Genomic DNA, 24,443 nt, shown 5'->3' with positions numbered 1-24,443 from the left:
CACCGCAATGTCCACTGTGTGCGCGCTAACTTTCCAGCCGCCACCCCGGCGACATTACTGCTGGGTAACCTGGCCGGACTCGTCGATCACACCTTCGCTGGCAACCTAGTGACATGACCAGCCAACTGTTTGCTACAACAGGCCGATGTCATGCCCCATAACGCTACGACCAGTTTCGTAATGGACTGGTACGACCACGGGAAATCCCGACTACCAGCAATATCTCAGATACCCGGGGTTCATTTGCGGAGCCCCACGAGGGTTCCTGCGAGCTGAAAATTAGTTAAGAAAATTTGCAGACAACCCAACTTACTTTGGGGTAACTTCTGCGCCGACGTTAGTTACGCTCCCGTAAGGAGATTCAATGCAGCTCGCTTCACGGTCATACCTGGCCGCCGGCGTGGCACTCGTGGGTGCCAGCGCCATCGCAGTCAGCCCGATGGCCCCGTCCGTGCCGACCCTCTCACCGGTACACATGCCGGTCGCCCTGACCGCCGGCGTGGACAACCCGCTGACGGTTTTCGAGCCCGCGTTCGCCGCCACGCAGACGATGATCAGCAACATCATCGAGCGCCAGACCACCAACCCGGCACCGATCGCAAAGCAGCTCGTCGAGAACGCGGTCGCCGGTTACCAGGTGGCGCTGTCCACTCCGCCGGCGTGGCAGATCGCGAAGGTACTGGCCGACGCTGTCATCGCGGCCCAGAATTTCGGCCCCAACCTCGCAGCACTCGGTGAAACCACGTCTGCGGCCGGGACCGCTCTCAGTGAAGCCTTGAGCGACTTGGGCGCCGGCCTGCCCGCCGGACTCGAGGCCGCGATGGCGAAGATCGCCGCCGGTGATCCCGGCGGTGCGCTCGACGGCTTGGTGTTGGACGGGATGCAGCCCATCATCAACATCTTGATCTTCGCGGTGTCCCCCGAGATCAACGCGGTCGGGCATGTACTCAACATTCCGCAACCGCTCATCGACGCTGCATCGGAGGCCGCACTCGGTGTCGTGATCGGACTGGCCGCCGCCACCGTCGGTGTCGGGTACGACCTGGACGGTCAGCCGCGCGCCATTCTGAAGCAGGCTCTCGTCGGAGCTCAGGACGTGGTGAACGCCGTCACCACCGGCGATCCGGTCAAGGTGATCAACGCGCTCCAACACGGCATCGCCGATTTCGCCGAGAGTGTGGTCTTCCAGACCGATGCGACGATCTCCATGGGCAACTACATCGAGGACACCTTCGCCAACGCCTTCAAGCAGCTCAAGCCCAAGCCGTTCGACCCACCGATCGAGCTCCCGACCGCCAAGGCCCTGACTGCCCAGGCACCCGCGACGATCGAGGTCTCGACCCTGAAGGAAGAGACGCCCGCATCGGCCCCAGTTACCAACGCGGGCAATGCCTCTGACGCCGTCGATGGTGCCGCCCCTGACACCGTCTCGGACGCCGCCGATGGTGCGGCTGCGCCGAGCGCCGACGCCGCAGACTCCGCCGGCACCGGTACGGACGCGAGCGACAGTGACGACACCACCAAGGCCGTCACCAAGCTGTCGACGAAGGCATCGCCGAAGGCCGCCAAGGGGCAGGAAAAGGCGAACTCCGCCAAGGCCGTCCGCACCCAGGTGAAGTCCGCCGTCAAGAAGCTGACCGACGGGCTGAAGAAGGACAAGGCCGGCGCCCAGAAGGGCGCTCAGAAGAAGTCTGAGTCGTCCAGCGGCTCTGACAAGGGCTCCGACAAGTAACCCCAGCACCAGCGCCAGGCCCTCTCCATCGACCCGATGGAGAGGGCCTTTCGCTTCTTCGGAAGTTCTCAGCCTCCACTCAGCTGTGCGCCCCGCCGGGGCGCTGCGGACCCGCTTGACGCAAAATGTGCGCCTCCGACTTTTCATTGCCCCAGCAACGGCATGGCGAACTCGCCGGTGCGGTCTGCAGCTCAGCGGGCAACCCGCCCCCAATCCCGCTCGAGAGCCCGGGAGACGGCCGCCGCGCGGCGCCTGGAACCGTTGATTTCGCAAACATCAAGATCGCCCCGCTCGCGCGGTGTTTCACATGACTTTCTCCAGTGAACGACGGAACCAGCGAACTCGTTATATTCAACGGCCATTGGCGACAGCTACCGGCCTCCTCGGCAGGCCAGGCCTCGCGGCATTTTCAAGAACACCTAACCACCGCCATCTAGCAGCTAGTTCACCTTGCTCACGACTCCATTGGCCGCCCCGGGCTCGTCGGCGGCAACTTTTCAAAACTGCAAATTTGTAAAGTTACTCTCAGGTAGCTTCAGCCTCGTCGGGGATTGGATCCATCTAGAGGAGAAGCAATGCAAGTCGCAGCTCGTCCCTATCTCGCCGCTGGCGTCGCGTTGTTCGGAGCCAGTGCCATCGCGATGAGTCCGGTCGCTCCGCCGATGCCCGACATCGCGGTTCCGGCAGTCTCGTCGGCCGCGGTGAGCCTGTCTGCAGCAACCGATCCAATCCAGGCCTATGCGGACCTGTTCGCGAACACGATCGCCAACGTGTCAGCCCTGATCGGCACGGAGGTGACCGATCCCGCGCCCATCCTGCTGCAGGTGATCACGAATCAGCTCACCACGGCGGGATCGCTCTTCACGGCCTTGCAGGGCTCCGCGACCGCACTGGGCAACGCGCTGGACCCGTCGAATCCCTGGAGCATCCCGTCGCTGCTGCAGGCCTCGATGACCGATCTCCTCGCGGGCAATATCAACGGCGCGGTGTCCAACCTCTGGAGCGCATTCCTCACCCCGGTGGCCGGGGCGGTGCTTCCGTTGCTCGAACCTGCCATCAATGCCATCAGGCAGCCGGTGCAGAACCTGGCCAACGTGCTGAGCAACCCGGCGATTGTGGCACTGCCCGCACTGGGCCTGCTCAACGTCGCCTACCGGACAGTCACGGTGGCGGGAAACGTCGGCCAGGACATCGTTGACTCTGCCACGGCGGGCGATGCGCTGGGTGTCGTCAACGCGATGCTCGGCGGTCCTGCCGTCGTCGCGGATGCGTTCCTCAACGGCGACGCGCTCGGCGGCGGCGTGTTCGGTCCCAGCCTCGGCCTGCTGAGCACCCTGCGACAGGCCCGCGAGCTCATCGCTGCCGCGATCACACCACCACCAGCCGCTGACGCCGCGCGCACGGCAGCGGACGCAACCCTGACGTCCGCGGCGAAGGTCGTGACACTGGATGTCAGCCCGAAGGCCGCCGTTGTGTCACCGGCACCTGCCGCCGCGCCGGTCGAGGCGGCTCCGGTTGTGGCCGCACCTGCTGAAACCGAAACTGCTGCAGGTGATTCCGCTGCGACGAAATCACCGTCCAGCGTCTCCACTCCGGTGGTGAAGGACAGTCTCAAGGCCGAACCCGGCAAGGCGCTGTCGACCAACCGGTCCGGCTCGGCCAAACAGGTCCGTGAGGGCCTTCAGGGGTCCGTCAAGAGCGTGACGGACGGGCTGAAGAAGGCCACCGAGGGGCTGAGCGGCAAGAGCGCCAAGGCCGGCAAGCACCGCGCGGCGAACTCCGGCGGTGGCTCGTCATCGTCAGGATCGGGCGACGCATCCTGATTCACACCAGTCAGTGGGCCTCCTCGCATGAGGAGGCCCACTGCACGCCTGCTATCGCCCCTTGGTCCAGCTTCCCGCGTCGCCGACGATGCCGACGGGCACGGCACCGGTCAGACTGACGTTCTGCACACTCGGTCCTGCGGCAACGATCGTCGTGTCCTGCAGGATCGGAAGAACTGTCGACATGTTCCACAGGCGCGGCTCGACAGCCTGGATCACCTCGGCGATATTCTGCGAACCATCCAGTGCTGCATCAATTTTCGGCTGAATGCTGTGATCACAGATCCCGGTGATGTTGCTGGGCGCCTGCACCAGATCACCTGACTCCGGAGCCGGAATGGGCTGAGCGGGCGTCGGTGTGGTGCTCGGCGCCGGGGGTGCCACCGTGGTGGTGGGCTTCGGTGACGACGAGGGAGTGACCCCGGGGACCGCGGTCGAGACGGCGGTCGCCTCCAACGCCCGGCAGCCGTAGCGCGATGCGAGGCTGGTGGCCAGGTCCCCTCCGGCCTGATGCCAGCCGACTACGGCGTCGATCCGGTTGTTGGTCAGCGCATCTCCATAGAGTGCAACCGGGTCCAGGGCCAGCACCGAGGCGTCGATTCCGACGTTGCGCAGCTGATCGGCCGCGGTGTTGGCGACGGCGACCGACGTCGGATCGTTGGACGCCACACCGAGCACCAGCGTCAGCGCGGCGCCGTCCTTGGTGATGCGCTGCCTGCCGTTGTCCGGCGCCGGCGGCGCGCCCGGAGCGGGCGGCTCAGCCGCGGGCTCGATCTGGTAACCCGCGCCGCGCAACAGATCAAGCGCAGCCTCCCGCGACATCGCCGGAGGAGCTGTCGGTACGTAGCCGGGATCCGATGGTGAGCGTACCTGCGCCTGCGCCAACGTCACCGTGTTGTCGTCGCCCGCGCCAACCGAGGCCAACAGGTCGACATCGATCAGACCCAGGATTGCCTTGCGCACCTGGGCTTCGGCCAGGGTGGGCTGCCCTCCGCGAAGCGTCAACTGCATCACCCGCGGTGTCACGATCCTGGCGGTGCGAACATCGGGGATCGCGCTCAGCTGCGCGAAAGTGGCTGCGCCACCGTGAACCTGGGCCACCTGGGTGTCGCCGTTGCGGATGGAGTCGGCGAGGGCAGCCGGTGCTCCACCACGCCGGAACAACACCAGGTCAGGCTTGGCCGGCGCGCTCCAATATCTGTCGTTGCGGGCGAGCAGGATCTCATCGCGTTGCGGGTCGATGCTTTCCACCCGGAACTGCCCGCCGGTGACCGGCATCGCACGGGCCAGACCGGCGCCGAAGCCACCGGGAATGTCCTTGACGATGTGGGCCGGAAGGATGTCGTTGAACAGCTCCCGCCACGCGGGATAGGGCTGGGAGAAGGTGACCACCGCCTGCTTGCCGCCCTCCACCGACTGCACACCGGTGATCAGGTCATAGCCGGCCGGGTCGACGACTCCCGGTTGGCTGACCATCTGGCGCCAGAGGTACCAGTAGTCGTCGGCGGCGATGGGCGCGTTGTCGGTCCATTGCGCTTCCGGACGGATCTTGTAGGTGACCGTGAACGGGTTCTGGTTGGTCACCTCGGCCGATTCGAGCAGAGTCGGATCGAGCTCCCAGTGCGAGCCCGTCGGAGACTTCGGGTCGGGTACCGGCCGGAAGGAACTCGGCAGCACCATCGAGGCGACCGCGGCGTTCACCGGAGACTGGTCCGACAACAGGTGCGGGTTGAACCCCGGGCCTATCGAATCGATGGCCATGATGATCTGCGTCGCCTTCATCGGGGGCGGCGGAGTCGTCTCGGTCGTCTCGGTGCTCTGCGGAGCCGGCGGCGGGCTCACGGTGCAACCGCTGAACAGGAGCGCCGGCACCGATATGAGCGCCCCGATCGTCAACTGGGCGCGGCGGAGGGGTGTCGGCACGCCACTCAGCGTATCGACCGTCCGGAAGCTCACTTGGCCCCACACCGACCGCGCGACGCACCCCCTCGGCCCGCAAATGGTGACGGGCATGCATCGCGAGGGTGAACCCGCGGCGAAAATATGCGCGAAAAAGCGCAATGGATTCAAATTTGGCGCTAAAACCCGGCCGATCGGGACACGTGAAACAAGATCAAATCTGATTGCTGCCGCACATTGCAGGCCGGCACGAGCCGGCATTTGACGCGACGCTGCAAACAGGGGGCGAAGGACGAGCGCGCCGCTCTCCGCGTCGACGTTACCGTCGCAACCCGCTCGGCGTCGTCGAAATGCAGATCTTCCAGCTTATTTGGCGGGACACCGCGGACGTCACGATGACCGGCCCGCCACCCCTGAAAGATGGTTCCGGCCTACTCCCCCTCCTCAGCTAAACCATTCACAGATTGGCCCGCGACATTCGCTTGCATGACACAACTTGCCAGAAAACTCCGACGCTCGGACGGTATTTGTGTGTGCAAGATTTGAAATTCACCTGAGAAATTCTCAGGTTGACGATATCGTCGACGACGTCAGTTTCGACCAGAGCAACCAAAAACAGGGGGAGGCACCCATGCACGTCGGTGTGAAGCAATCGATGACAGGAGCCACAGCACTACTCGCGGCAGGCGCGATTGCCATCGGCCCGGCCATCGGACCGGTCGGCGCACAGGCGCCGGAGGCTCTCCGAGCCGCGCATGTTGCGGATATCAACCTCATGGCGACACCGGATCCGATTGCGGCACTCGAGGGTTTCACCGAATCCGGGTTGCGTCTCGTCCAAGGCATCGCTGAACTGCCGGTGGCCGCCATCGCCGCTGCCCTCGCCATCGCCGACGGCGACCCCCAGGCGTTCTACAACTCGATCCGCCAGGTCATCGATGCCCCGCTGTGGGTCATCGACCCCGCCCTCGGAATCAACCAGACGTCACTCACCGGCAAGGGCCTGGCGGCGCTGTTCCCCGACCACGCCGACGACATCCAGGCCTTCCGCAACAACGTGCTGTGGGCAGCAACCGATAGTTTCCGATCATCGATCGCCGACCTCCTCGGGGTCGAGGACACCAGCACTCCCCTCGACGTGCTCACCCCGCTCGCCGGTTTCGCTGCGGGCGCCCTCGACTCCGGCTATCGACTGGTGGAGGGCCTCGCTCTGGCCCCGTTCGGACCGCTCAAGGCGATCATCGACATCGCCGGCGGCATGGAGCCCAACGTCGCCGTCTACCACATGCTCGACAGTTACATCAGCGCACCACTTTGGGTGGCCGACTCCTTCATGGGCACCGGTCCGACCCAGCAGGCAATCCCCATCGGACTGAAGGCGCTGTTGCCCAACCGGGCCGACGGTATTCAGGACTTCCGCAACGACGTGTTGTGGAAGGCGACGAACTCCGTCCGTGAAGTCGTCCGCGAGGCGCTCGGCGTGGATCCGAGTGAGAATCCGAACAACCCGCAGAACACGTTGGTCACCAGCAATGTGAGCAAGCTTCCCGCTCCGAAGACGTTGGTCAGCCTGGACGTCGAAACGGCACCGCCGGCGCCGGAGAAGGTCCCGGCGGAAACGGTGGAGGTCAAGAAGCCCGCGGTCGAGAAGACGACGCCCCTCGTGAAGGCACGGAGCCAGCTTCGCGAGAGCCTCAACTTCAGCACGCGCCAGACCGGAACCAAGGTGTCCGAGGGCTCGGCCCCGTCGGCACCGACCAAGCCCGACACCACCGATCTCCGAACCAGCGTCAATCAGCTCAAGGAGAAGTTCGGCTTCAAGGGTGGCGGCGACAGCCCGACCCCGGGCAAAGCCACCACCAAAACCACCACCGGCAACACCACCGGTTCCGCCACCACTGATGACGGCGCCGGCAAGAAGTCCGCTTCCAAGAGCGACGCGGCCTGAGAACTGGTGCGCCGGTGGCGATATCGCGGGGGATATCGCTACCGGCGCATCTCAGCTCTGAGGCGCACCGCCGCAGCCCCCACCGCGAGTGGCCAGTTAACGCACATCAAGCCCGAAAAGCGGTGCAATAACTGGCCGTTCGCCGACCGAAACGGAAGTTAGCCGCGCGCCTTGGCCCGTGCCTTGGCCCGAGCCCGCAGCGAGGCGGTCAACTCGACCTTGCGGACCCGGACGACCTCGGGGGTCACCTCGACACACTCGTCCTCGGCGCAGAACTCCATGGCCTGCTCGAGTCCGAGGTCCAGGGGCCGGGCCAGGGTTTCCATCACGTCGGCGGTCGAGGACCGCATGTTCGTCAGCTTCTTCTCGCGGGTGATGTTGATGTCGAGATCCTCGGCGCGCGGGTTGATCCCGACGACCTGGCCTTCGTAGGTGTCCTCGCCCGGCTCGACGAAGAACTGTCCGCGGTCGGCCAGCTGGATCATCGCGAACGGGGTGATCGACCCGGACCGGTCGCTCACCAGCGAGCCGGTGTGGCGGGCCCGGATCTCCCCGGCCCACGGCCGGTAGCCCTCGAACACCGCGTTGGCGATGCCGGTGCCACGCGTCTCGGTCAGGAAGTCGGTGCGGAAGCCGATCAGTCCCCGGCTGGGCACCACGAAGTCCATGCGCACCCAGCCGGCGGCATGGTTGGTCATCTGTTCCATCCGCCCCTTGCGGTTGGCCATCAGCTGGGTGATGGAGCCGACAAACTCCTCGGGACAGTCGATGGTCAGCTCTTCGAACGGCTCGTGCAGCTTGCCGTCGATGTTCTTGGTGACCACCTGCGGCTTGCCGACGGTCAGCTCGAAGCCCTCGCGGCGCATCTGCTCGACGAGGATGGCCAGCGCCAGCTCACCACGGCCCTGCACCTCCCAGGCGTCAGGGCGGCCGATGTCGACGATGCGGATCGACACGTTGCCGACGAGTTCGGCGTCGAGACGGTTCTTCACCATGCGGGCGGTCAGCTTGTGACCCGACACCCGGCCGGCCAGCGGCGAGGTGTTGGTGCCGATAGTGACCGAGATGGCGGGCTCGTCGACGGTGATGCGCGGCAGCGCGTGCGAGTTGTCGGGGTCGGCGAGGGTGTCGCCGATCATGATCTCGGGAATCCCGGCGACCGCCACGATATCCCCAGCCGCCGCTTCCTCCGTCGGATTGCGGTCGACGCCCTCAGTGGCCAGCAACTCGGTGATCTTGGCGTTGGTGATCACCGGCGAGCCGTCGACCTCGCGCATCCACGCGACCTGCTGGCCCTTCTTGAGCCGGCCGTTGTAGATGCGGATGAGGGCGAGGCGGCCGAGGAAGGCCGAGGCGTCGAGGTTGGTGACGAGCGCCTGCAGCGGCGCCTCCGGGTCACCCGAGGGTGCCGGGATGTGCTCCATGAGCACGTCGAACAGCGGGTCCAGGTTCTCGCCGTCAGGGTTCTCACCGTTTTCGGGCTGCGTCGTCGACGCGATGCCGGCCCGGCCCGAGGCGTACAGGGTGGGCAGATCCAGTGCCTTCTCGGCGGCCGCCTGGGCCTCGTCGTCGAGGTCGGAGGCGACGTCGAGCAGCAGGTCGTGGCTTTCCTCGACGACCTCGGCGATGCGGGCGTCGGGCCGGTCGGTCTTGTTGACCACCAGGATCACCGGAAGGTGCGCGGCCAGCGCCTTGCGCAGCACGAACCGGGTCTGCGGCAGCGGCCCCTCCGAGGCGTCCACCAGCAGGACCACACCGTCGACCATGGACAGGCCACGCTCCACCTCGCCACCGAAATCAGCGTGACCAGGGGTGTCGATGACGTTGATCACCGTCATGGTGCCGTCGGCATGGTGCCGGTGTACCGCGGTGTTCTTGGCCAGGATGGTGATGCCCTTTTCCTTCTCAAGGTCACCGGAGTCCATCAGGCGCTCGACTGCGTCGTCGCCGCGGTGCGTCAAGGCACCGGACTGTCGCAGCATCGCGTCGACTAGGGTCGTCTTGCCGTGGTCGACGTGGGCGACGATGGCGACATTGCGAAAGCTCGGGCGTGAATCCACACCGACATTCTCGCAGGCTGGCCGGTCGATCACGAAAACGAGAGAGCCCCGTCACGTTGAAGTCCGCAAAAATCGCCGGCCTGAAGCCCAAGAAAAAGTGCTGCAAGAGCAAGCCGCGCTGCAAACGCTGCCCGCTGGTTCTGCACAAAGTCCGTAAGGCCGAGAACAACGGATTGCACGGTAAAGAACTGGACAAGGTCTTCAAACGGGCCAGGAAGTCCTAGGTTTCGCGAGTACCGTTTCAGGTATCCGTCACGTTGCGATAGGCGAGCTTGGAGGTGCCGGTCATGACGGTTTATGAAGCGCTCACGGTCGCGTTGATCATGGTGCTCGCTGCGGGAACCACAGTCGCGATCTACGTGGGTATGGCCAACTGGATCGGCGCCTGCTACATGGTCCGCTGCAGCGAATGCCACCACCTGACCTTCGCGTCGGCGAACCAGCCGCAGGCCTCCTGCGCGCACTGCCGTCACCCGATGCTGATGCACCCGCTGTACGCGACGCAGCATCCGGGCCACGCCGTGCGGGTCGTCGACGACCGGCTTCGGTACTAACCGCCGCCCGCCGCACCGTAGTGCGGCATCGCATGGTTCCGGAGCTGACGCCCGGTGACCTTCTCCGACCGTATCCGCACGAAATGATCGCGCCGCCCCTCCGCCCACGGCTGCACGAACGTCCCGGCGACCTGCACCTGCTCGTCCACGTCGGTGATGTGCTCGGCATGCCCGACGATCGTCACGCTCCAGCCGGTGCGTAGGTCGGGGTCGAGCTCGTCGGCCTCGAACGCCACCACCTGACGATCGGTCGCGGCGATCAGCTTGGGCCCGCCGGCCACCCGGATCACCACATCGTCATGCCACACCCGGAAATTGACGGGCTGCACGGCCGGCAGGGCGTCCTCGGTGAACACCAACCTGCCGACGCGTACCCCCTCCAGCAGATCCAGGCACTGCCTGCGGGTGAGAACGCCGAGTTCAGATCCCTTCATCGGTCAACCTCCCTGTACGAGTTGCAGAGTACCCACGGGGGTGGCCCGCCAGTGGCCTATGCCGATATCGACCAGACGGGCGACCGCGCGTTCGATGCCACGGGCCAATTCGGACACATCGGGCGCCGCGTCGTAATCACCGATCACCCCGAAGACCAGGCGGTCGGCGTAGCTCATGATGGCCACACCGGTGCGTAGCTGCAACGCCAGCGGCGGAATCGGGAGCAGCCGGACGATGTCGCAACCCATGACACGCAATCGATTCCGCGGACCCGGCACATTCGTGGCCACGGTGACGACGCCGCGCTGCGGCAACCGGGTCAGCGCCCGCACCGTCCACGCGGTGAGCGGGAACGGGATCGCGTTGGCCGCCGACACCAGGATGTTTCCCGCTTCGCGCTGCCCGCTGGCTTTGGCCCGGGACAGCCGCGAATGCACGGCGCGCAACTGCTGGAGCGGATCGGCCTTGTCGACCGGGAGGTACGGCAACATCACCGACACGCGGTTGTCGGTCCGATCGTCCGCATCCGCGGTGCGCACCGAGACCGGCACCAAGGTGCGGAGCGCATCCCGGCTGGGCTTCTCGCCGCGACGGATGAGGGTGCTGCGAAAGCTGTCGGTGATCGCAGCCAGCGCAACATCGTTGACGGTCACACCGAATTCCCGGCATACCGTGTCGACGTCGTCCATCGACACCTCGCCGGCGGCGTAGCGTCGCATGCTGGTCACCGGGCCGGTCAACGAGGTGGCGGCCGCCGGACGCAGCAGGCCGGTGACGATGCCTACCGCACCCTGGACGGCCTGCATCGCGGCCACGGGCAGCCCAGTCGAAATGCGCCACGCCTTACCGATCCACTCGACGGGGTTGAAAACAGCGGTCCCCCCGGCGGTTTGTTGCTTCAGGGCATGGCCGGTCAGGTCGCCGTCGTCACACAGGCGGCTGAGCAGCCGGGTGGCCGCGATCCCGTCGGCGACGCAGTGGTGGACCTTCAACAGGATCGCCCATCTGTTGCCGGCCAGACCGTCGACGACCCAGCATTCCCACAGCGGTCGGTCCCGGTCCAGGCGCCGTTCCATGATGTCGGCTGCCCACCGGTACAGCGCCGCATCGTCGCCGGGTTGGGGCAGCGCCGCATACCGGATGTGGTGTGCCGCGTCGAAATTGGTGTCTTCGACCCATCGCGGCGCCCCGAGGTCGAGGGGCTGGGTGTGCAGCAGCTGATGCAGGCGGGGCGCGGTCATGGCCCGTTCGGCAAGCGAGGCCACGACGGTGTCGGCGCCGGGCATCGGTCCGTCCAGCACGGCGATCGCCCCGATCGCCAGGCTCGCGTGCCGGTCGGAGTCCTCTGCTTCCAGGAACCCCGCGTCCAGGGCGGTCAACTGCTCCATACCGTTGATCCTCCGCCTGACGGGGATCCGCACAGCAGGGCCGAAGGTCCCTAGTTCGGGATCACCAACCCCGACGCTGCGGGCGAGATCCGACCAGTTCACTCTCCTTGGCGACGTCGCGGCTGCGGTACACGACGTAGGGCCGGAACAGGTAGCCGATCGGCGCGCTGAACACGTGCACCAGCCGGGTGAACGGCCACAGGCAGAACAGCACGAGCGCGATCATCACGTGGATGTGGAAGTACACCGGAGCCTGGACCATCAAGTCGCCGCGGGGCTGGAAGATCCAGATCGAGCGGAACCACGGCGAAACAGTCTCGCGGTAGTCGTGCTCGGCGCCTTCGGGCGTCACCCCGATCGCCGTACAGGCGAACCCGGCCACCATCGCGGCCACCAGGACGACGTACATCGTCTTGTCGTTGACAGTTGTGGCCATGAACACCGGGCCGGTGGCGCGGCGGCGGTAGATCAGCAGTGCGATGCCGACCAGGGCTGCAATTCCGGCGATGCCGCCGAGGATCACCGCCTGCAGGTGATAGATGTGGTCACTCATCACCAGATCCATCCACGATTCGGGGATGAACAGGCCGATGACGTGTCCGACGAACACCACGAGCATGCCGAAGTGGAACATCGGGCTGGCGATGCGCAACAACCGCGACTCATAGAGCTGGGACGAGCGGGTGGTCCAGCCGAACTTGTCATAGCGGTACCGCCACCAGGTGCCCACGGCCACCATCGCCAAGGTCACATACGGCACCACGTCCCAGAAGATCTCCCAGCCCGACATCAGAGCACCTCCTGTACCCGGCGGGGCGGAACGGTCAGCTGAAATGGCTGCAGTCCCACCGATTCCGCAGGCGGTCCGGACATCATCAGACGCGACACGTCATCGACCGAAGCCAGCGACGGCAGGGTTCGGGCCACCGCCGCGACAACCGGCGAGTACGGTGACCCTGCGTCGGCCAACGCGCGCGCAACCACACCGATGGGCACCCGGTATTTGGCGAGCAGCCGTCGTCCCGCCTCCGGGTCGACAGTGGCCGCGAATTCCAGCACCACCGGAAGATGGTCGGGTGCCTCACCTTTCGGGATCTCGACGCCTGCGGCCCGGTAGGTCTGAGTGAATTCGACCATGTCCGCGCCTCGGTTGCGGGTATCGCCCGAGGTCCAGTACGTCAGCAGCATGGTGCACCGCTTCTGGAGGTCGAAGGTGTCGACGTACTCCTGCTGCAGCTCCATGGTGGGGCGCAGGCTCAACCCGACGACGGTTTCGCCGAGCAACGCCCTGGCGTCACCGGTGACGTGGTCCAGCATGCGTGCCGCGGCCTGCAGCCGGTCGGTATGCCCGTCGTCCGGGTAGGCCAGCATCAGCGACGCCGCCTGCCACACCAAGCGGTCCTGCATGGTGTTGTCGCGGGTGCGACGAGTCAGGCCGCTGTCGCGGGTTCGGTTGCGACGCTTCATCACCGATCACCACCTGGGAACATCCCGGACGGCACTCCCCTGCCGTCCCAGTTGAGCAGATTGACGCGCGAGGGCCGGTCGGCGTTGGCGGCCATGCCGTCGCTGGTCTGCCGGTGTTGCAACGCGTGGAACGTCTCCACCGCCACCGGGACGGGCCCACCGCTGGCCTCACCGAAAGGACCCGACTCGTACATTCCGGGGCCGCCTTCGAAGGACAGCGAGCAACCGGGCTCCTCCGTCCCGGGAATGCCCTCGGTGCTGTACGCAGTCGGAATGACGTAGCGCTCCTCGTATTTCGCGAGCGCCAGCAGCCGATACATCTCGTACATCTGTTCCTCGGTCATCCCCACCGCGGCCGGGATGTGCGGCTGGGTGTCGCGCCCGAGGTTGATGTCACGCATGTACGAGCGCATCGCCGCGAGACGGCGCAGCACTCCCTCGACGACCGCGGTGTCTCCCGCGGTGAACAACCCCGCGAGGTATTCGATCGGGATCCGCAGTGCCTCCAGGGCTCCGAACAGATTGCCGACGTCCTCGCCGTCGTGCCCGTCGCGGCTGACCGCGTCGACCACCGGCGACAGCGGCGGGATGTACCACACCATCGGCACCGTCCGGAATTCCGGATGCAGCGGTAGCGCGACACCATAGGTGTGGATCAACTTGTACACCGGGGAACGTTGGGCGGCCTCGATCCATTCATCGGAGATGCCCTCGGCCCGGGCCCCGGCGATCACCTCGGGGTCGGTCGGGTCGAGCAGGATCTGCCGCTGCGCCTCGTAGAGGTCCTTGTCGTCGGGCACCGAGGCCGCCTCCAGCACCCGGTCGACGTCGTAGAGCACCAGACCGAGGTAGCGCAACCGGCCCACGCAGGTCTCGGAGCACACCGTGGGTAACCCGACCTCGATCCGCGGGTAGCACAGCGTGCACTTCTCGGCCTTGCCGGTTTTGTGGTTGAAATACACCTTCTTGTACGGACATCCGGAGACACACATGCGCCAGCCGCGGCAACGGTCCTGATCGACCAGCACGATGCCGTCCTCGGAACGCTTGTACATCGCGCCCGACGGGCAGGACGCCACACATGCCGGGTTCAGGCAGTGCTCGCAGATCCGGGGCAGATAGAACATGAAGGTCTGCTCGAGTTCCAGCTTGATCTGTTCGCTGACCTGTTTGAGGACCGGATCCCCTGGCACGATCTCCGGCGACCCGGCCAGGTCGTCGTCCCAGTTCGCCGACCACGACACCTTCATGGGCTTGCCGGTGATCAGGCTGCGCGGCGGCGCGGTCGGGATGTGCTCACCCAGCGGCGCCGAGGTCAGGTTCTCGTAGTCGTAGGTCCACGGCTCGTAGTAGTCGTCGATCGAGGGCAGCTTCGGGTTCGCGAAGATCCTGGCCAGCTTGGCCAGCCGACCGCCGTCACGCAGTCGCAGCCGGCCACGCCGGTCCAGCTTCCACCCCCCGCGCCACTTCTCCTGGTCCTGATAGGTGCGCGGATAACCCTGCCCTGGACGGGTTTCGACGTTGTTGAACCAGACGTACTCGGTGCCGGCCCGGTTGGTCCAGGCCTGTTTGCAGGTCACCGAACACGTTTGACACCCGATGCACTTGTCGAGGTTCATCACCATCGCCATCTGGGCCATGACCTTCACTGGTACTTCACCTCCTGCGAGCGGCGGCGGACCACCGTCACTTCGTCACGCTGATTTCCGGTGGGGCCGAGATAGTTCCAGGCGAACGAGTGCTGGGCGTACCCACCGGCAAGATGGCTGGGCTTGACCAACAGCCGGGTCAGTGAGTTGTGGATACCGCCGCGGGTTCCGGTGGTTTCGCTCAGCGGTACGTCGATGGTCCGTTCCTGGGCGTGGTAGACGTACACCACTCCCTCTGGCATGCGGTGGCTGACCACGGCGCGGCACACCAGTACGCCGTTGCGGTTCACCGCCTCGATCCAATCGTTGTCCTTCACATCGATCTTGTCGGCATCCAACGGACTCATCCACATGGTCGGGCCGCCGCGCGACAGTGACAGCATGAACAGGTTGTCCTGGTACTCCGAGTGGATCGACCACTTGGAGTGCGGGGTCAGATACCGCACGGTCAGGCCGATACCGTCGCGGCCCAGCTTCGATTCGCCGAACAGCCGCGCCATGTCCAACGGTGGCCGGTAGATCGGCAACTGTTCGCCGAGTTCCTCCAACCAGTCGTGGTCGACGTAGAAATGCATTCGGCCGGTGAGGGTGTGGAAGGGCTTGAGCTCCTCGATGTTCACCGTGAACGGCGCGTAGCGCCTGCCGCCGGTCTCACTGCCCGACCACTCGGGGCTGGTGATCACCGGGACCGGTCTGGCCTGGGTGTCGGCGTAGGTGATCCGGCGTTCCTCGTTGCCGATGGCCAGGTGAATGAGCTTGCGACCGGTACGTCGTTCGAGTTCCCGGAAGCCTTCCACCGCGAGCCGGCCGTTGGACGTGCCCGACAGTGCGAGGATCACATCGGACATCCGCTCAGCCGTGGTGATCGCCGGGCGGCCCTGGCCGGCACCCGAATCCATCACCCCGAACTTGGCGGCGAGTTCGGCCACCTCCTGGTCGGGATGGGTGGTGACGCCCTTGGTGGTCAGGCCCAAGCTCTCGACCAGTGGGCCCAGTGTTGCCCACTTCTCGGCGATTGCCGTGTAGTCGCGCTCGACCACCACCAGCGGACCCATCGTCTTGCCCGGCACCGGCGTCTCACCGGTGACCCGCCAATCATGTTCGGTGCCACCGGGATACGCCATCGCACCCGGGGTGTCGTGCTGCAGTGTGCCCATCACCACGTCGGTGCGGGTGCCCAGGTGCCGGGCCGCGAGCGCGCTGAAGGTCCGGGCGATCGCACCGAAAGCTTCGAAATCCGAACGGGTTTCCCACGGCGGGTCGACCGCCGGACTGAAGGCGTGAATATAGGGGTGCATATCGGTGCTGGACAGGTCGGACTTCTCGTACCAGGTCGCCGCGGGCAGCACCACATCGGAGAGCAACGTCGTCGACGTCATACGGAAGTCGATCGACATCAGCAGGTCGAGCTTGCCCTCGGGAATGTCCTCGGTCCAGGCCACGTCCTTGGGCCGCAACTCCGCCCCGGCCGGCTCGGCCTGCACGTTCGACGTCGTGCCCAACAGGTGCCGCAGGAAGTACTCGTTGCCCTTGCTGGACGAGCCCAACAGGTTGGCCCGCCAGACGTTGAGTACACGAGGCCAGTTCGCCGGATTGTCGGGATCGGTGACCGCGAGTTTCAGCCCACCACTTGCCAATTGGCCGGCCACATAGGCGGGCACTTCCTGGCCGGCAGCCTTGGCCTCGTCGACCACATCCAGGCTTGAGCGGTCGAACTGCGGGAAGAACGGTGTCCACCCCATGGCCACCGCCGAACTCATCACATCCATCGTGTGCTTGTCGCGGAATCGGCCCCGCCCGACCGGACTGGACAGCGCGTCGGCCCGGTATCCGTCGTAGCGCCACTGGTCGGTATGGGCGTACCAGTACGACGTGCCGGCCATCTGCCGCGGTGGGCGCGACCAGTCGGTGCCCATCGCCATGGCGGCCCACCCGGTGACGGGACGGCACTTCTCCTGGCCGACGTAGTGTGCCCAGCCACCGCCGTTGCGGCCCATCGAACCGGTGAGCAGCAGCAGTGCCAGCACGGCCCGGTAGGTGGCATCGCCGTGGAACCACTGGCAGATCCCGGCGCCCATGATGATCATCGACCGGCCGCCGGATTCCTCGGCGTTGCGGGCGAATTCGCGTGCCACCCGGATGGCCTGGCCCGCCGAGACTCCGGTGATCTGCTCCTGCCAGGCCGGGGTGTACGGCTGGGTGGCGTCGTCGTATCCGGTGGGCCAGTCACCGGGCAGTCCGGGCCGATGCACGCCGTACTGGGCCAACATCAGGTCGAACACCGTGCACACCAGGTGCTCACCGACCCGTCGCACCGGCACCCCGCGCTGCATGGTCGCGCCGCTGCCGTCGACGGTGTCGAACCGCGGCAACGTGATCTCGGCGGTCTCGAAGATGTCCCCCGACACCGTCAGCGCGGGAACCAGGTCCTCCAGATCGAGATTCCACTTACCGACACCATCGGCGCCGTACCGGAACCCGAGCGAGCCCTGCGGGACTGCGACACTGTTGCTCGCACCGTCGAGCAGCACCGGCTTGAACGCCGCGTTCTCCTGCTCGGCGGTCGGGCCGCCGAGATCTGCTGCGGTGAGGTTTTTCCCGGGAACCAGCACACCGTCGCGCTCTTCGAGCTTGACCAGGAACGGCAGATCGGTGAACTTGCGAACGTAATCGACGAAATAGGGAATCCGCTTCTGCACAAAGCATTCGTCGAGGATGACGTGGCCCATCGCCATCGCCAGCGCCCCGTCGGTGCCCGCCGCGCACGGCATCCACTCGTCGGCGAACTTGGTGTTGTCGGCGTAATCCGGGCTGACCGTCACCACTTTGGTTCCGCGGTAGCGGACCTCGGCCATCCAGTGCGCATCGGGCGTACGCGTCACCGGGACGTTCGAGCCCCACATCATCAGATACGACGCGTCCCACCAATCGCCGGACTCCGGCACATCGGTCTGATCGCCGAACACCTGCGGAGAGGCCACCGGCAGATCGGCGTACCAGTCGTAGAACGACGTCATCACCCCGCCGATGAGCTCCACGAATCGGGAACCGGCCGCGAACGACACCATCGACATCGCCGGGATCGGTGAGAAACCCGCCACCCGGTCCGGCCCGTAGGTCTTGATGGTGTGCACATGCGCGGCGGCGATCATCTCGGTGGCCTCGGTCCAGTTGACCCGGACCAGGCCGCCTTTACCGCGCGCCCGGTGATAGCGCTTGCGGCGTTCCGGATCGCCCTGAATGTCGGCCCAGGCGAGCACCGGATCCTTCAGGCGCGCCTTCGCTTCCCGATACATCTCCACCAGCACGCCACGCGCGTACGGGTACCGCACCCGCGTCGGCGAGTAGGTGTACCAGGAGAACGCCGCACCGCGCGGGCATCCGCGTGGCTCGTACTCAGGTCGGTCCGCCCCCACCGACGGGTAGTCGGTCTCCTGGGTTTCCCAGGTGATGATCCCGTCCTTGACATAGATCTTCCAGGAGCAGGAACCCGTGCAGTTGACCCCGTGGGTGGAGCGCACCACCTTGTCGTGGCTCCACCGGTCGCGGTAGAACACGTCGCCCTGACGGCCCCCCTGGCGTGTGACCGTACGCAGGTCGTCGGAGAACTCACCGGCGGTGAAGAACCTCCCACTGCGCTCGAGCAATTCCTCGATCGATCCGCCGACGTGGGGCTTGCTCATCGATGGGCCTCCTTGGCCTGCTGAGGTTCGTGGGCGTGCAGTCGTAGAGCGGTGTAGCCGAACGCCACCAATGCCGTCGCCACCAACAGCACAAGCCCGACGGAGTAGTCGTGATCCACAGCGTCGTACGTAGCGCCCATCACCAGCGGCGGGAAGTAGCCGCCCAAACCACCTGCGGCGGCCACGATTCCGGTGACCGAGCCCACCTCTTTGGCCGGTGAACGACGCGCCACCCAGGCGAACACGCCGCCGGTACCGATGCCCAGGAAGATCGCCAGGCCGATGAAGGTCGCCGCCGACCACACGTCCGGGGGCGGCTGGAACATCGCGATGAAGGCGAGTACCGCGGTTCCGGCGAAGGACGTGAGCACGACGTACTTGGGCGGTATCCGATCCGATAGCGCACCGCCGATCGGCCGGGCCAGCACCGCGGCCAGTGCGAAGCCCGCTGTGCGGGAACCTGCTTCGACGGAGGAGAACTCGTACACGTTCTTGATGTAGGTGGGCAGGTAGTTGCTGAATGCGACGAACCCACCGAAGACCACCGCGTACAGAAACGACATCTCCCACGTCACCGGAAGTTTCAGCGCCGACTTGAGCTTCGGCAGCACCGGGTCGGTGTTCGGCTGGAATGCCGGTGAATTGCGCATCACCACAATGCACAGCACCGCCGTCAGCGCCAGGGCCGCCGCGATGATGAGATGCGTCGGGAACAATCCGAACCACCGCACAAATCGCGGTGTGAAGAATGCCGACAGCGCGGTGCCGACCATTCCCATGCCGAATACGCCGGTGGCATATCCGCGGCGGGACGGCTCGTACCAATTGTTCGCGAACGGGATTCCGACCGCGAATATGGTGCCCGCGATTCCCAGGAAGAAACCGCACACCAACAACATCGGATAGGACCGGGCCTCACCCGCCGCCCCGACGGCCAGCACCGGCACGATCGATGCCAGCGTCACCGCGAGGAACATGGTGCGACCGCCGTACCTGTCGGTCAGTGCGCCGACCGCTATGCGGCCCAGCGATCCGACCAGTATCGGCGTGGCGACGAGCATCGAAGCCTGCGTGGCACTGAGCTTCATGTCGCCGGCGTAGGTAGTGGAGAGGGGGCCGATCATGTTCCAGGCCCAGAAATTGATGGCCGAGACCCAGGTGGCCAGCACAAGATTCATGCCCTGCCCTTGGCCCAGGTACGGCGTACTTGCCGTGGTCACCCGAACAGCAAAACATCATGTTCGGCGCGGTCGCGTCATTTTCCCGGAAACGTTGTGGGTGGTTTCACGGAAATGTAATCCGCAACATCGATATGCCCAAATAAATCTCATGCGGCCCGAGGCCCGCGGTCGGCTCGTTGTGCGAGCATGCGCGGCGGCACTCGAAATCCCGTCGTGTCAGGTACTTTCACGACCGCTGGCCAGGGTAAGCGCTGCGGTCAGATCCGCAAGCCAAGCCCGATCGGCCGGTACCCATGGCAGTTCGTCGAGTTCGTCGGCGGTGACCCATCGCAGCGCCCGGTGATCGTGCGGTTGCGGGCTGCCCGCGGTCAGTGTGGCCCGGTAGGCGCGCAGGGTCATGCCTGCCTTGAGCGTGACATCCACGCCGAGGCGGGCGCCGACACTCACCTCGACCCCCAGTTCCTCTCGCAGCTCGCGGGTCAGCGCATCGGCGTCGCTCTCGCCGGCGGCCACTTTGCCACCGGGCAGTTCCCACAATCCGGCAAGCTCCGGCGGCCGCCGGCGTTGGGCGACCAACAGCCCGGCCTCGGAGAACAATGCACCGGCCACGACGATCTGTTCATCCATCGCGCCCGACGGTATACCGTCGGGTATGGCCGTGTTATCGAACGATCAGGTCGACGCCGCACTGCCCGATCTGCCGGGCTGGGAACGCGCGGCGGGTGCCCTGCGCAGATCCACCAAATTCCCGACGTTCCTCGACGGCATCGACGCCGTGCGCCGTGTCGCCGAATTCGCCGAGGAAAAAGATCATCACCCTGACATCGACATCCGCTGGCGCACAGTCACATTCGCACTGGTGACGCATTCTGCCGGCGGTATCACCGAGAAGGACCTCCAGATGGCTACGGAGATCAACCGGATTCTGGCCGACCAGCCGAGCTAGACGCGCTTGGCGTAGTCGTCGCGATCCAGGCCAGCGTCGCCAGCGTCGCGACGATGTAGACCAGCCCGGCCCAGGCCAGATACCAGGGTCGGCCGATCTCCCAGATCGTCGGCTGGGCGAAGCTGAGCAACCACGGCACGCCGACCAGTGTGAGCGCCAGCCAACCCCAGCCCAGCACCCGCGCGCCCAGCCGGTTCGCCAGCGGCCCGTGCAGCAACCAGATCATCAGTGGAATCAGCCAGACCCAGTGGTGCGTCCACGAAATCGGCGAAAGCAGCAACCCGAACAGGCTCACGATCACGATCGCGCCCAGCCGGTCGGCGCTGCCGCCGATAGCCCGCCAGGCCAGCACGGCAAGGACCGCGGTGACGGCGATGCCGAGCAGGACGGCCGGACCGTATCCCGCGTCATGGCCAAGGATCCGGGAGATCCCGCCCCGCCAGGACTGGTTGAACGACGTGCCGATCGGCCCGATCCGGTCTGCGTCACCGAGAAGCTCGGTGAAATACCGGCGCGCCTCGTCGCCGATCACCAGCACCGAGAACGCGACCGTCCCGAAGAACACCACAGCCGAGAACACCGCAGCGCCCCACCGACGCGCACCGAGGAAGTAGAGCCCCGAGACCGCAGGCGTCAGTTTCACGCCCGCGGCCAGACCGACCAGCAGCCCCGACAGCCACCAGCGGTTGCTGTAGACGGCGCACATCACCGCCAGCACCAGGACGACATTGACCTGCCCATAGTCGAACGTGCTGCGCAGCGGCTCCGTCCAGATACCGACGGCCGTCCACAACATCGCGACACGCCGGGGCGCCGGGCCGCCGAGCAACAGCTGACTGACCCTCACCACGCCGTACAGAGCGGCGATGATGCCGATCTGCCAACAGAACGCCACCAACCCGAACGGCAGCAGATGCAGCGGGTAGAACACCACCGCCGCGAACGGCGGGTAGGTGAAAGGCAGTGGGAAATCCGGTGTCTGGTCCGCGTAGACGTAGTCGTAGAGCGGGCCGGCGTGACCGTCCAGGGTGGCGGCGCCGCCGACATAGACGTGCAGGTCGACGAAGTTCGCGCCGTTGGGGACGAGATAGGTCCAGGCCAGGCGCGCCGCAATGCTGAGGACCAGCAACGCAGGCGCCAGACGGTAGAGCCGCGCGGTTGCTGAGACGTGGGTGGCCGGTTCGGTGTTAACGGACACGACTTTAGCGACCCGCCCGGCTCGTCTCGTCGGCGGTTTGTCACGCCAGCGCGGCTCTCGCCGCCGAGGGTCACGCTGGAGTGACGGGCGACCCGCGGCCTGACCCCGATTGTCACGCTGGAGTGGCTGTCGGCGCCGGGCGTCACTCCAGCGTGACAATCGCCGAGAGTGAGGTTCCCGATCCCGACGCATCACGCCCAAGGCACTGCGAGATAACGAATTCGGTCAGGGCAGTAACGGTTGAATAACCGCCACACGTGTCACTTGAGTCCCATCAGTAACTCGATAGTTTTCCCTTCAGACGTGCAAGCAACCGATTGGGAGAACCATGATCTTCACCTGGAAAGCACTTTCCACCAGCATGATCGCGGCCGCCGGCGCAGTCCCGGTCGCGTTGGCCCTCAGCGCCTCAGCGAACGCCGAACCGGTGGCCCCGGCGCCGGTCCCGGCACCGAACCTGCCGATCGTCAACCAACTCGCCGGCGTGCCGGCTGCCGCGCCGCAACTGCTGCAGGGCGTGAGCTCCGCGTTGACCGGCACCCCTGCCGCCGCACCGGCTCCGGTTCCGGGCGCTACCGCCTCGGTGACGCTGCCGCAGGCACCGACGGCTGCCGCACCCGCTGCCGCCTCACCGCTCGGGTCGTTGCTGCCCGGCGCCACCGCACCGGCCGCGGCACCCGCGGTTCCGGCCGCGACGGCTCCGGTCTCCGGTCCGGCATCCCTGATCCCCTCTGCGGAGCTGACGATCCCGCAGGTGCCCGGGATGCCCATCCCGCTGCCCCAAAAGGTGAACATCCCGGGCGATCTGGCCTCGCTGGCTCCGGTTGCCGCTCAGACGGCGCTGCCCGCCGCGGCGTCGCCGTTGGCCCCGGCAGCGGCGGCAGCTCCTGCGGTTGCGGCTCCGGCCGCCGCCGCTCCGGCTGCCCTCAACCCCGAGGTCGCGGCGCTGGCTCCACTGCTGACCGCCGGCCTGCCCTGATCCCCGAACTGGTCTGACCGCCCGAAACGATTGGGAAAACCATGTCACCGCGTATGTCTCTGAAAACGATGTTCGGCACCGCCGCCGCAATCGGGTCCACCACCCTGTTGCTGTTCAGCAGCGCCGTAGCGAACGCCGATCCGGCACCGCTGCCGATCGACGCGGTACAGGCACCCGGTCTGCCGGCGATGGAGAATCTCAGTCCGATCATCCAGCAGGCTGCAGCCGATCCCGGCGGCGCCGTGCAACTGCTGATGGCAGCCGCGCAGGCATTCGCTGCCAACAAATCGGAATCGGCTGAATCCCGCAACGTCGCCACGGCGGTCAACCATTTCGCGGCGCAGCCCGTCGCCGCACCCGAGCATGTTCCTGCTCTGGGCGCCGGCGGCGACGCTCACCTGCCGATGGGTGTCGACCCGGCCCATGCGGCCGGGCCGGCCCCTGAGGCGCTGCCCGCACCGGCACCCGCGCCCGCTCCCGAGGCCGCACCCGCTCCCGCGCCGGCACCGGCTGCACCCGCTGCCCCGGCGGCACAGGCGGCGGCACCCGCACCCGAAGCTGCACCCGCGCCCGCCCCGACTCCCGGGGCAGTCCCGGTCGCGGCCACCATTCCCGCGCCGGCCCCTGAAGCTGCGCCTGCACCGGCACCCGCGCCTGAAGCCGCCCCGGCGGGTGCCCCGGCTCCGCCCCCTGGCTTCGGGCCGGACACGCCGACGACGCAGGACTTCATGTACCCGTCGATCAGCAATGGCTGCCTCAAGGACGGCGGAAACGTTCTGGCGACGGCGATCTCGGTGGCCGGCCCGGCCACGATCCCGCTGCCCGGTCCGAAGGCCGGTCAGACCGCGTACGTGTTCACCGCGATCGGCACTCCGGGCCCGGCCGCCGAGCAGAAGCTGCCGCTGAACGCCACGTGGGTGAACCTGACCACCGGCAAGTCCGGCAGCGTGACGCTGCAGCCGCGCTCGGACATCAACCCCGAAGGACCGACCACGCTGACCGCGATCGCCGACACCGGATCGGGCAGCATCATGACGACGGTCTTCGGCCAGGTCACCACGACCGAGAAGCAGTGCCAGTTCATGCCCACCATCGGATCCACGGTGGTGCCCTGACCACACCATATGAATGGGGAAACGAAATTCCCGGTCGCTTGCCTCACGGCTGGCGACCGGGAATTTTGTGTAGGGCTGTTTTCGGTTGAGTCTGGAGGCCTCAGTAGGCCATGAAGAGGATCATTTCGCGGTCGTACTCACGCCCGGGGTGCTGCTGGGCCAGATGCGCCTGAGCCTTCTCGACCAGGTCGTCCTCATCGGTCCCGCTGATCGCTTCTCCACACGGGCAGTTCAGATGTGTCTTCGCCATATGTTCACCATTGCATAGGTAGTCGAGCTTTCAACCCCGAGTGTGCACCCAGATCGCGATTTCGCCACTCAGACTCAATCGGTGGTTGCAACACCTGATTCGTTGAGGGGTGTTGTTGATGGGGTTTCGCAAGCAT

The 24,443-nt window shown here is 66.1% G+C and carries 19 protein-coding genes; 7 read left to right on the top strand and 12 right to left on the bottom strand.

The annotated features are described in order from the left end of the window. The first annotated feature begins 364 nt into the window (after positions 1-364). Positions 365-1,732, top strand: coding sequence for a hypothetical protein (locus tag AC4ELH_RS27745; RefSeq protein WP_498887928.1), 1,368 nt, complete (start codon positions 365-367; stop codon positions 1,730-1,732). Positions 1,733-2,307: 575 nt separating this feature from the next. After that, positions 2,308-3,555 carry a hypothetical protein gene (locus tag AC4ELH_RS27740; protein WP_498887926.1) on the top strand — a complete coding sequence of 416 codons (1,248 nt, stop codon included), beginning with the start codon at positions 2,308-2,310 and terminating at the stop codon, positions 3,553-3,555. Positions 3,556-3,606: 51 nt separating this feature from the next. Here the strand turns inward: AC4ELH_RS27740 and AC4ELH_RS27735 are convergent, their stop codons facing one another. Next, positions 3,607-5,487 carry an ABC transporter family substrate-binding protein gene (locus AC4ELH_RS27735; RefSeq protein WP_463805578.1) on the bottom strand — a complete coding sequence of 627 codons (1,881 nt, stop codon included), beginning with the start codon at positions 5,485-5,487 and terminating at the stop codon, positions 3,607-3,609. A 622-nt stretch (positions 5,488-6,109) separates the two neighbouring features. Between AC4ELH_RS27735 and AC4ELH_RS27730 the strand changes: the two genes are divergently transcribed. Then, positions 6,110-7,402: a hypothetical protein gene (locus AC4ELH_RS27730; protein WP_498887924.1), complete on the top strand. Its 1,293-nt coding sequence runs from the start codon at positions 6,110-6,112 to the stop codon at positions 7,400-7,402. Positions 7,403-7,560: 158 nt separating this feature from the next. On the opposite strand, the gene typA is transcribed toward AC4ELH_RS27730, so the two are convergent. After that, entirely contained in the window at positions 7,561-9,462 is a 1,902-nt protein-coding gene (gene typA / locus AC4ELH_RS27725) for a translational GTPase TypA (RefSeq protein ID WP_448448991.1), read from the bottom strand. A gap of 287 nt (positions 9,463-9,749) precedes the next feature. On the opposite strand from typA, the gene AC4ELH_RS27720 reads away from it, so the two are divergent. Beyond that, the gene (locus tag AC4ELH_RS27720; RefSeq protein ID WP_055120552.1) at positions 9,750-10,016 is read left to right on the top strand and encodes a hypothetical protein; all 267 of its coding nucleotides are present in this window, start codon (positions 9,750-9,752) and stop codon (positions 10,014-10,016) included. On the opposite strand, the gene AC4ELH_RS27715 is transcribed toward AC4ELH_RS27720, so the two are convergent. The 8 genes from AC4ELH_RS27715 to AC4ELH_RS27680 all read right to left on the bottom strand — a co-directional run bounded on the left by AC4ELH_RS27715 (position 10,013) and on the right by AC4ELH_RS27680 (position 20,446). Then, positions 10,013-10,450: a pyridoxamine 5'-phosphate oxidase family protein gene (locus AC4ELH_RS27715; RefSeq protein ID WP_064882726.1), complete on the bottom strand. Its 438-nt coding sequence runs from the start codon at positions 10,448-10,450 to the stop codon at positions 10,013-10,015. The genes AC4ELH_RS27720 and AC4ELH_RS27715 overlap by 4 nt on opposite strands. A 3-nt stretch (positions 10,451-10,453) precedes the next feature. Continuing rightward, entirely contained in the window at positions 10,454-11,839 is a 1,386-nt protein-coding gene (locus tag AC4ELH_RS27710) for a WS/DGAT/MGAT family O-acyltransferase (protein ID WP_448448992.1), read from the bottom strand. Between the two features lie 61 nt (positions 11,840-11,900). Beyond that, complete coding sequence (narI, locus tag AC4ELH_RS27705) at positions 11,901-12,629, bottom strand: respiratory nitrate reductase subunit gamma (RefSeq protein WP_448448993.1); 729 nt, start codon at positions 12,627-12,629, stop codon at positions 11,901-11,903. Next, positions 12,629-13,306 (bottom strand): nitrate reductase molybdenum cofactor assembly chaperone, encoded by a 678-nt coding sequence (gene narJ, locus AC4ELH_RS27700; RefSeq protein WP_498887921.1) that lies wholly within the window; start codon positions 13,304-13,306, stop codon positions 12,629-12,631. The genes narI and narJ overlap by 1 nt, the downstream gene beginning before the upstream one ends. After that, positions 13,306-14,955, bottom strand: a complete 1,650-nt coding sequence (narH, locus tag AC4ELH_RS27695; protein WP_064882719.1) for a nitrate reductase subunit beta — start codon at positions 14,953-14,955, stop codon at positions 13,306-13,308. The genes narJ and narH overlap by 1 nt, the downstream gene beginning before the upstream one ends. Then, complete coding sequence (locus tag AC4ELH_RS27690) at positions 14,952-18,638, bottom strand: nitrate reductase subunit alpha (protein WP_498887918.1); 3,687 nt, start codon at positions 18,636-18,638, stop codon at positions 14,952-14,954. The genes narH and AC4ELH_RS27690 overlap by 4 nt, the downstream gene beginning before the upstream one ends. Next, the gene (locus tag AC4ELH_RS27685; RefSeq protein WP_165609213.1) at positions 18,635-19,816 is read right to left on the bottom strand and encodes a nitrate/nitrite transporter; all 1,182 of its coding nucleotides are present in this window, start codon (positions 19,814-19,816) and stop codon (positions 18,635-18,637) included. Before AC4ELH_RS27685 ends, AC4ELH_RS27690 begins: the two co-directional genes overlap by 4 nt. A gap of 219 nt (positions 19,817-20,035) precedes the next feature. Continuing rightward, positions 20,036-20,446: a (deoxy)nucleoside triphosphate pyrophosphohydrolase gene (locus tag AC4ELH_RS27680; protein WP_498887916.1), complete on the bottom strand. Its 411-nt coding sequence runs from the start codon at positions 20,444-20,446 to the stop codon at positions 20,036-20,038. A gap of 25 nt (positions 20,447-20,471) precedes the next feature. On the opposite strand from AC4ELH_RS27680, the gene AC4ELH_RS27675 reads away from it, so the two are divergent. Further along, positions 20,472-20,765, top strand: coding sequence for a 4a-hydroxytetrahydrobiopterin dehydratase (locus AC4ELH_RS27675; protein WP_064882711.1), 294 nt, complete (start codon positions 20,472-20,474; stop codon positions 20,763-20,765). On the opposite strand, the gene AC4ELH_RS27670 is transcribed toward AC4ELH_RS27675, so the two are convergent. Further along, a complete protein-coding gene (locus tag AC4ELH_RS27670) occupies positions 20,734-21,963 on the bottom strand; it encodes a mannosyltransferase (RefSeq protein WP_498887914.1) in 1,230 nt (409 codons plus the stop codon). The two genes, AC4ELH_RS27675 and AC4ELH_RS27670, sit on opposite strands and share 32 nt — an antisense overlap. Before the next feature lie 328 nt (positions 21,964-22,291). Here AC4ELH_RS27670 and AC4ELH_RS27665 point away from each other — a divergent pair, with 328 nt between their 5' ends. After that, complete coding sequence (locus AC4ELH_RS27665; RefSeq protein ID WP_448448999.1) at positions 22,292-22,942, top strand: hypothetical protein; 651 nt, start codon at positions 22,292-22,294, stop codon at positions 22,940-22,942. Between the two features lie 53 nt (positions 22,943-22,995). Then, the gene (locus AC4ELH_RS27660; protein WP_463794968.1) at positions 22,996-24,057 is read left to right on the top strand and encodes an Rv1157c family protein; all 1,062 of its coding nucleotides are present in this window, start codon (positions 22,996-22,998) and stop codon (positions 24,055-24,057) included. Between the two features lie 100 nt (positions 24,058-24,157). Here the strand turns inward: AC4ELH_RS27660 and AC4ELH_RS27655 are convergent, their stop codons facing one another. Further along, a complete protein-coding gene (locus AC4ELH_RS27655; protein ID WP_003882209.1) occupies positions 24,158-24,307 on the bottom strand; it encodes a DUF1059 domain-containing protein in 150 nt (49 codons plus the stop codon). Positions 24,308-24,443: the final 136 nt, after the last annotated feature.

Source organism: Mycobacterium shunyiense, assembly GCF_058270075.1.
This window is presented reverse-complemented; position numbering and strand designations above follow the sequence as displayed.

What these genes read in the sequence shown, in the direction of transcription:
- AC4ELH_RS27745 (WP_498887928.1), top strand. Translation starts at nt 365, where the DNA reads ATGCAGCTCGCTTCACGGTCATACCTGGCCGCCGGCGTGGCACTCGTG.
- AC4ELH_RS27740 (WP_498887926.1), top strand. Translation starts at nt 2,308, where the DNA reads ATGCAAGTCGCAGCTCGTCCCTATCTCGCCGCTGGCGTCGCGTTGTTC.
- AC4ELH_RS27730 (WP_498887924.1), top strand. Translation starts at nt 6,110, where the DNA reads ATGACAGGAGCCACAGCACTACTCGCGGCAGGCGCGATTGCCATCGGC.
- AC4ELH_RS27720 (WP_055120552.1), top strand. Translation starts at nt 9,750, where the DNA reads ATGACGGTTTATGAAGCGCTCACGGTCGCGTTGATCATGGTGCTCGCT.
- AC4ELH_RS27715 (WP_064882726.1), bottom strand. Translation starts at nt 10,450, where the DNA reads ATGAAGGGATCTGAACTCGGCGTTCTCACCCGCAGGCAGTGCCTGGAT.
- AC4ELH_RS27710 (WP_448448992.1), bottom strand. Translation starts at nt 11,839, where the DNA reads ATGGAGCAGTTGACCGCCCTGGACGCGGGGTTCCTGGAAGCAGAGGAC.
- narI (WP_448448993.1), bottom strand. Translation starts at nt 12,629, where the DNA reads ATGTCGGGCTGGGAGATCTTCTGGGACGTGGTGCCGTATGTGACCTTG.
- narJ (WP_498887921.1), bottom strand. Translation starts at nt 13,306, where the DNA reads ATGAAGCGTCGCAACCGAACCCGCGACAGCGGCCTGACTCGTCGCACC.
- AC4ELH_RS27690 (WP_498887918.1), bottom strand. Translation starts at nt 18,638, where the DNA reads ATGAGCAAGCCCCACGTCGGCGGATCGATCGAGGAATTGCTCGAGCGC.
- AC4ELH_RS27685 (WP_165609213.1), bottom strand. Translation starts at nt 19,816, where the DNA reads ATGAATCTTGTGCTGGCCACCTGGGTCTCGGCCATCAATTTCTGGGCC.
- AC4ELH_RS27680 (WP_498887916.1), bottom strand. Translation starts at nt 20,446, where the DNA reads ATGGATGAACAGATCGTCGTGGCCGGTGCATTGTTCTCCGAGGCCGGG.
- AC4ELH_RS27675 (WP_064882711.1), top strand. Translation starts at nt 20,472, where the DNA reads ATGGCCGTGTTATCGAACGATCAGGTCGACGCCGCACTGCCCGATCTG.
- AC4ELH_RS27665 (WP_448448999.1), top strand. Translation starts at nt 22,292, where the DNA reads ATGATCTTCACCTGGAAAGCACTTTCCACCAGCATGATCGCGGCCGCC.
- AC4ELH_RS27660 (WP_463794968.1), top strand. Translation starts at nt 22,996, where the DNA reads ATGTCTCTGAAAACGATGTTCGGCACCGCCGCCGCAATCGGGTCCACC.
- AC4ELH_RS27655 (WP_003882209.1), bottom strand. Translation starts at nt 24,307, where the DNA reads ATGGCGAAGACACATCTGAACTGCCCGTGTGGAGAAGCGATCAGCGGG.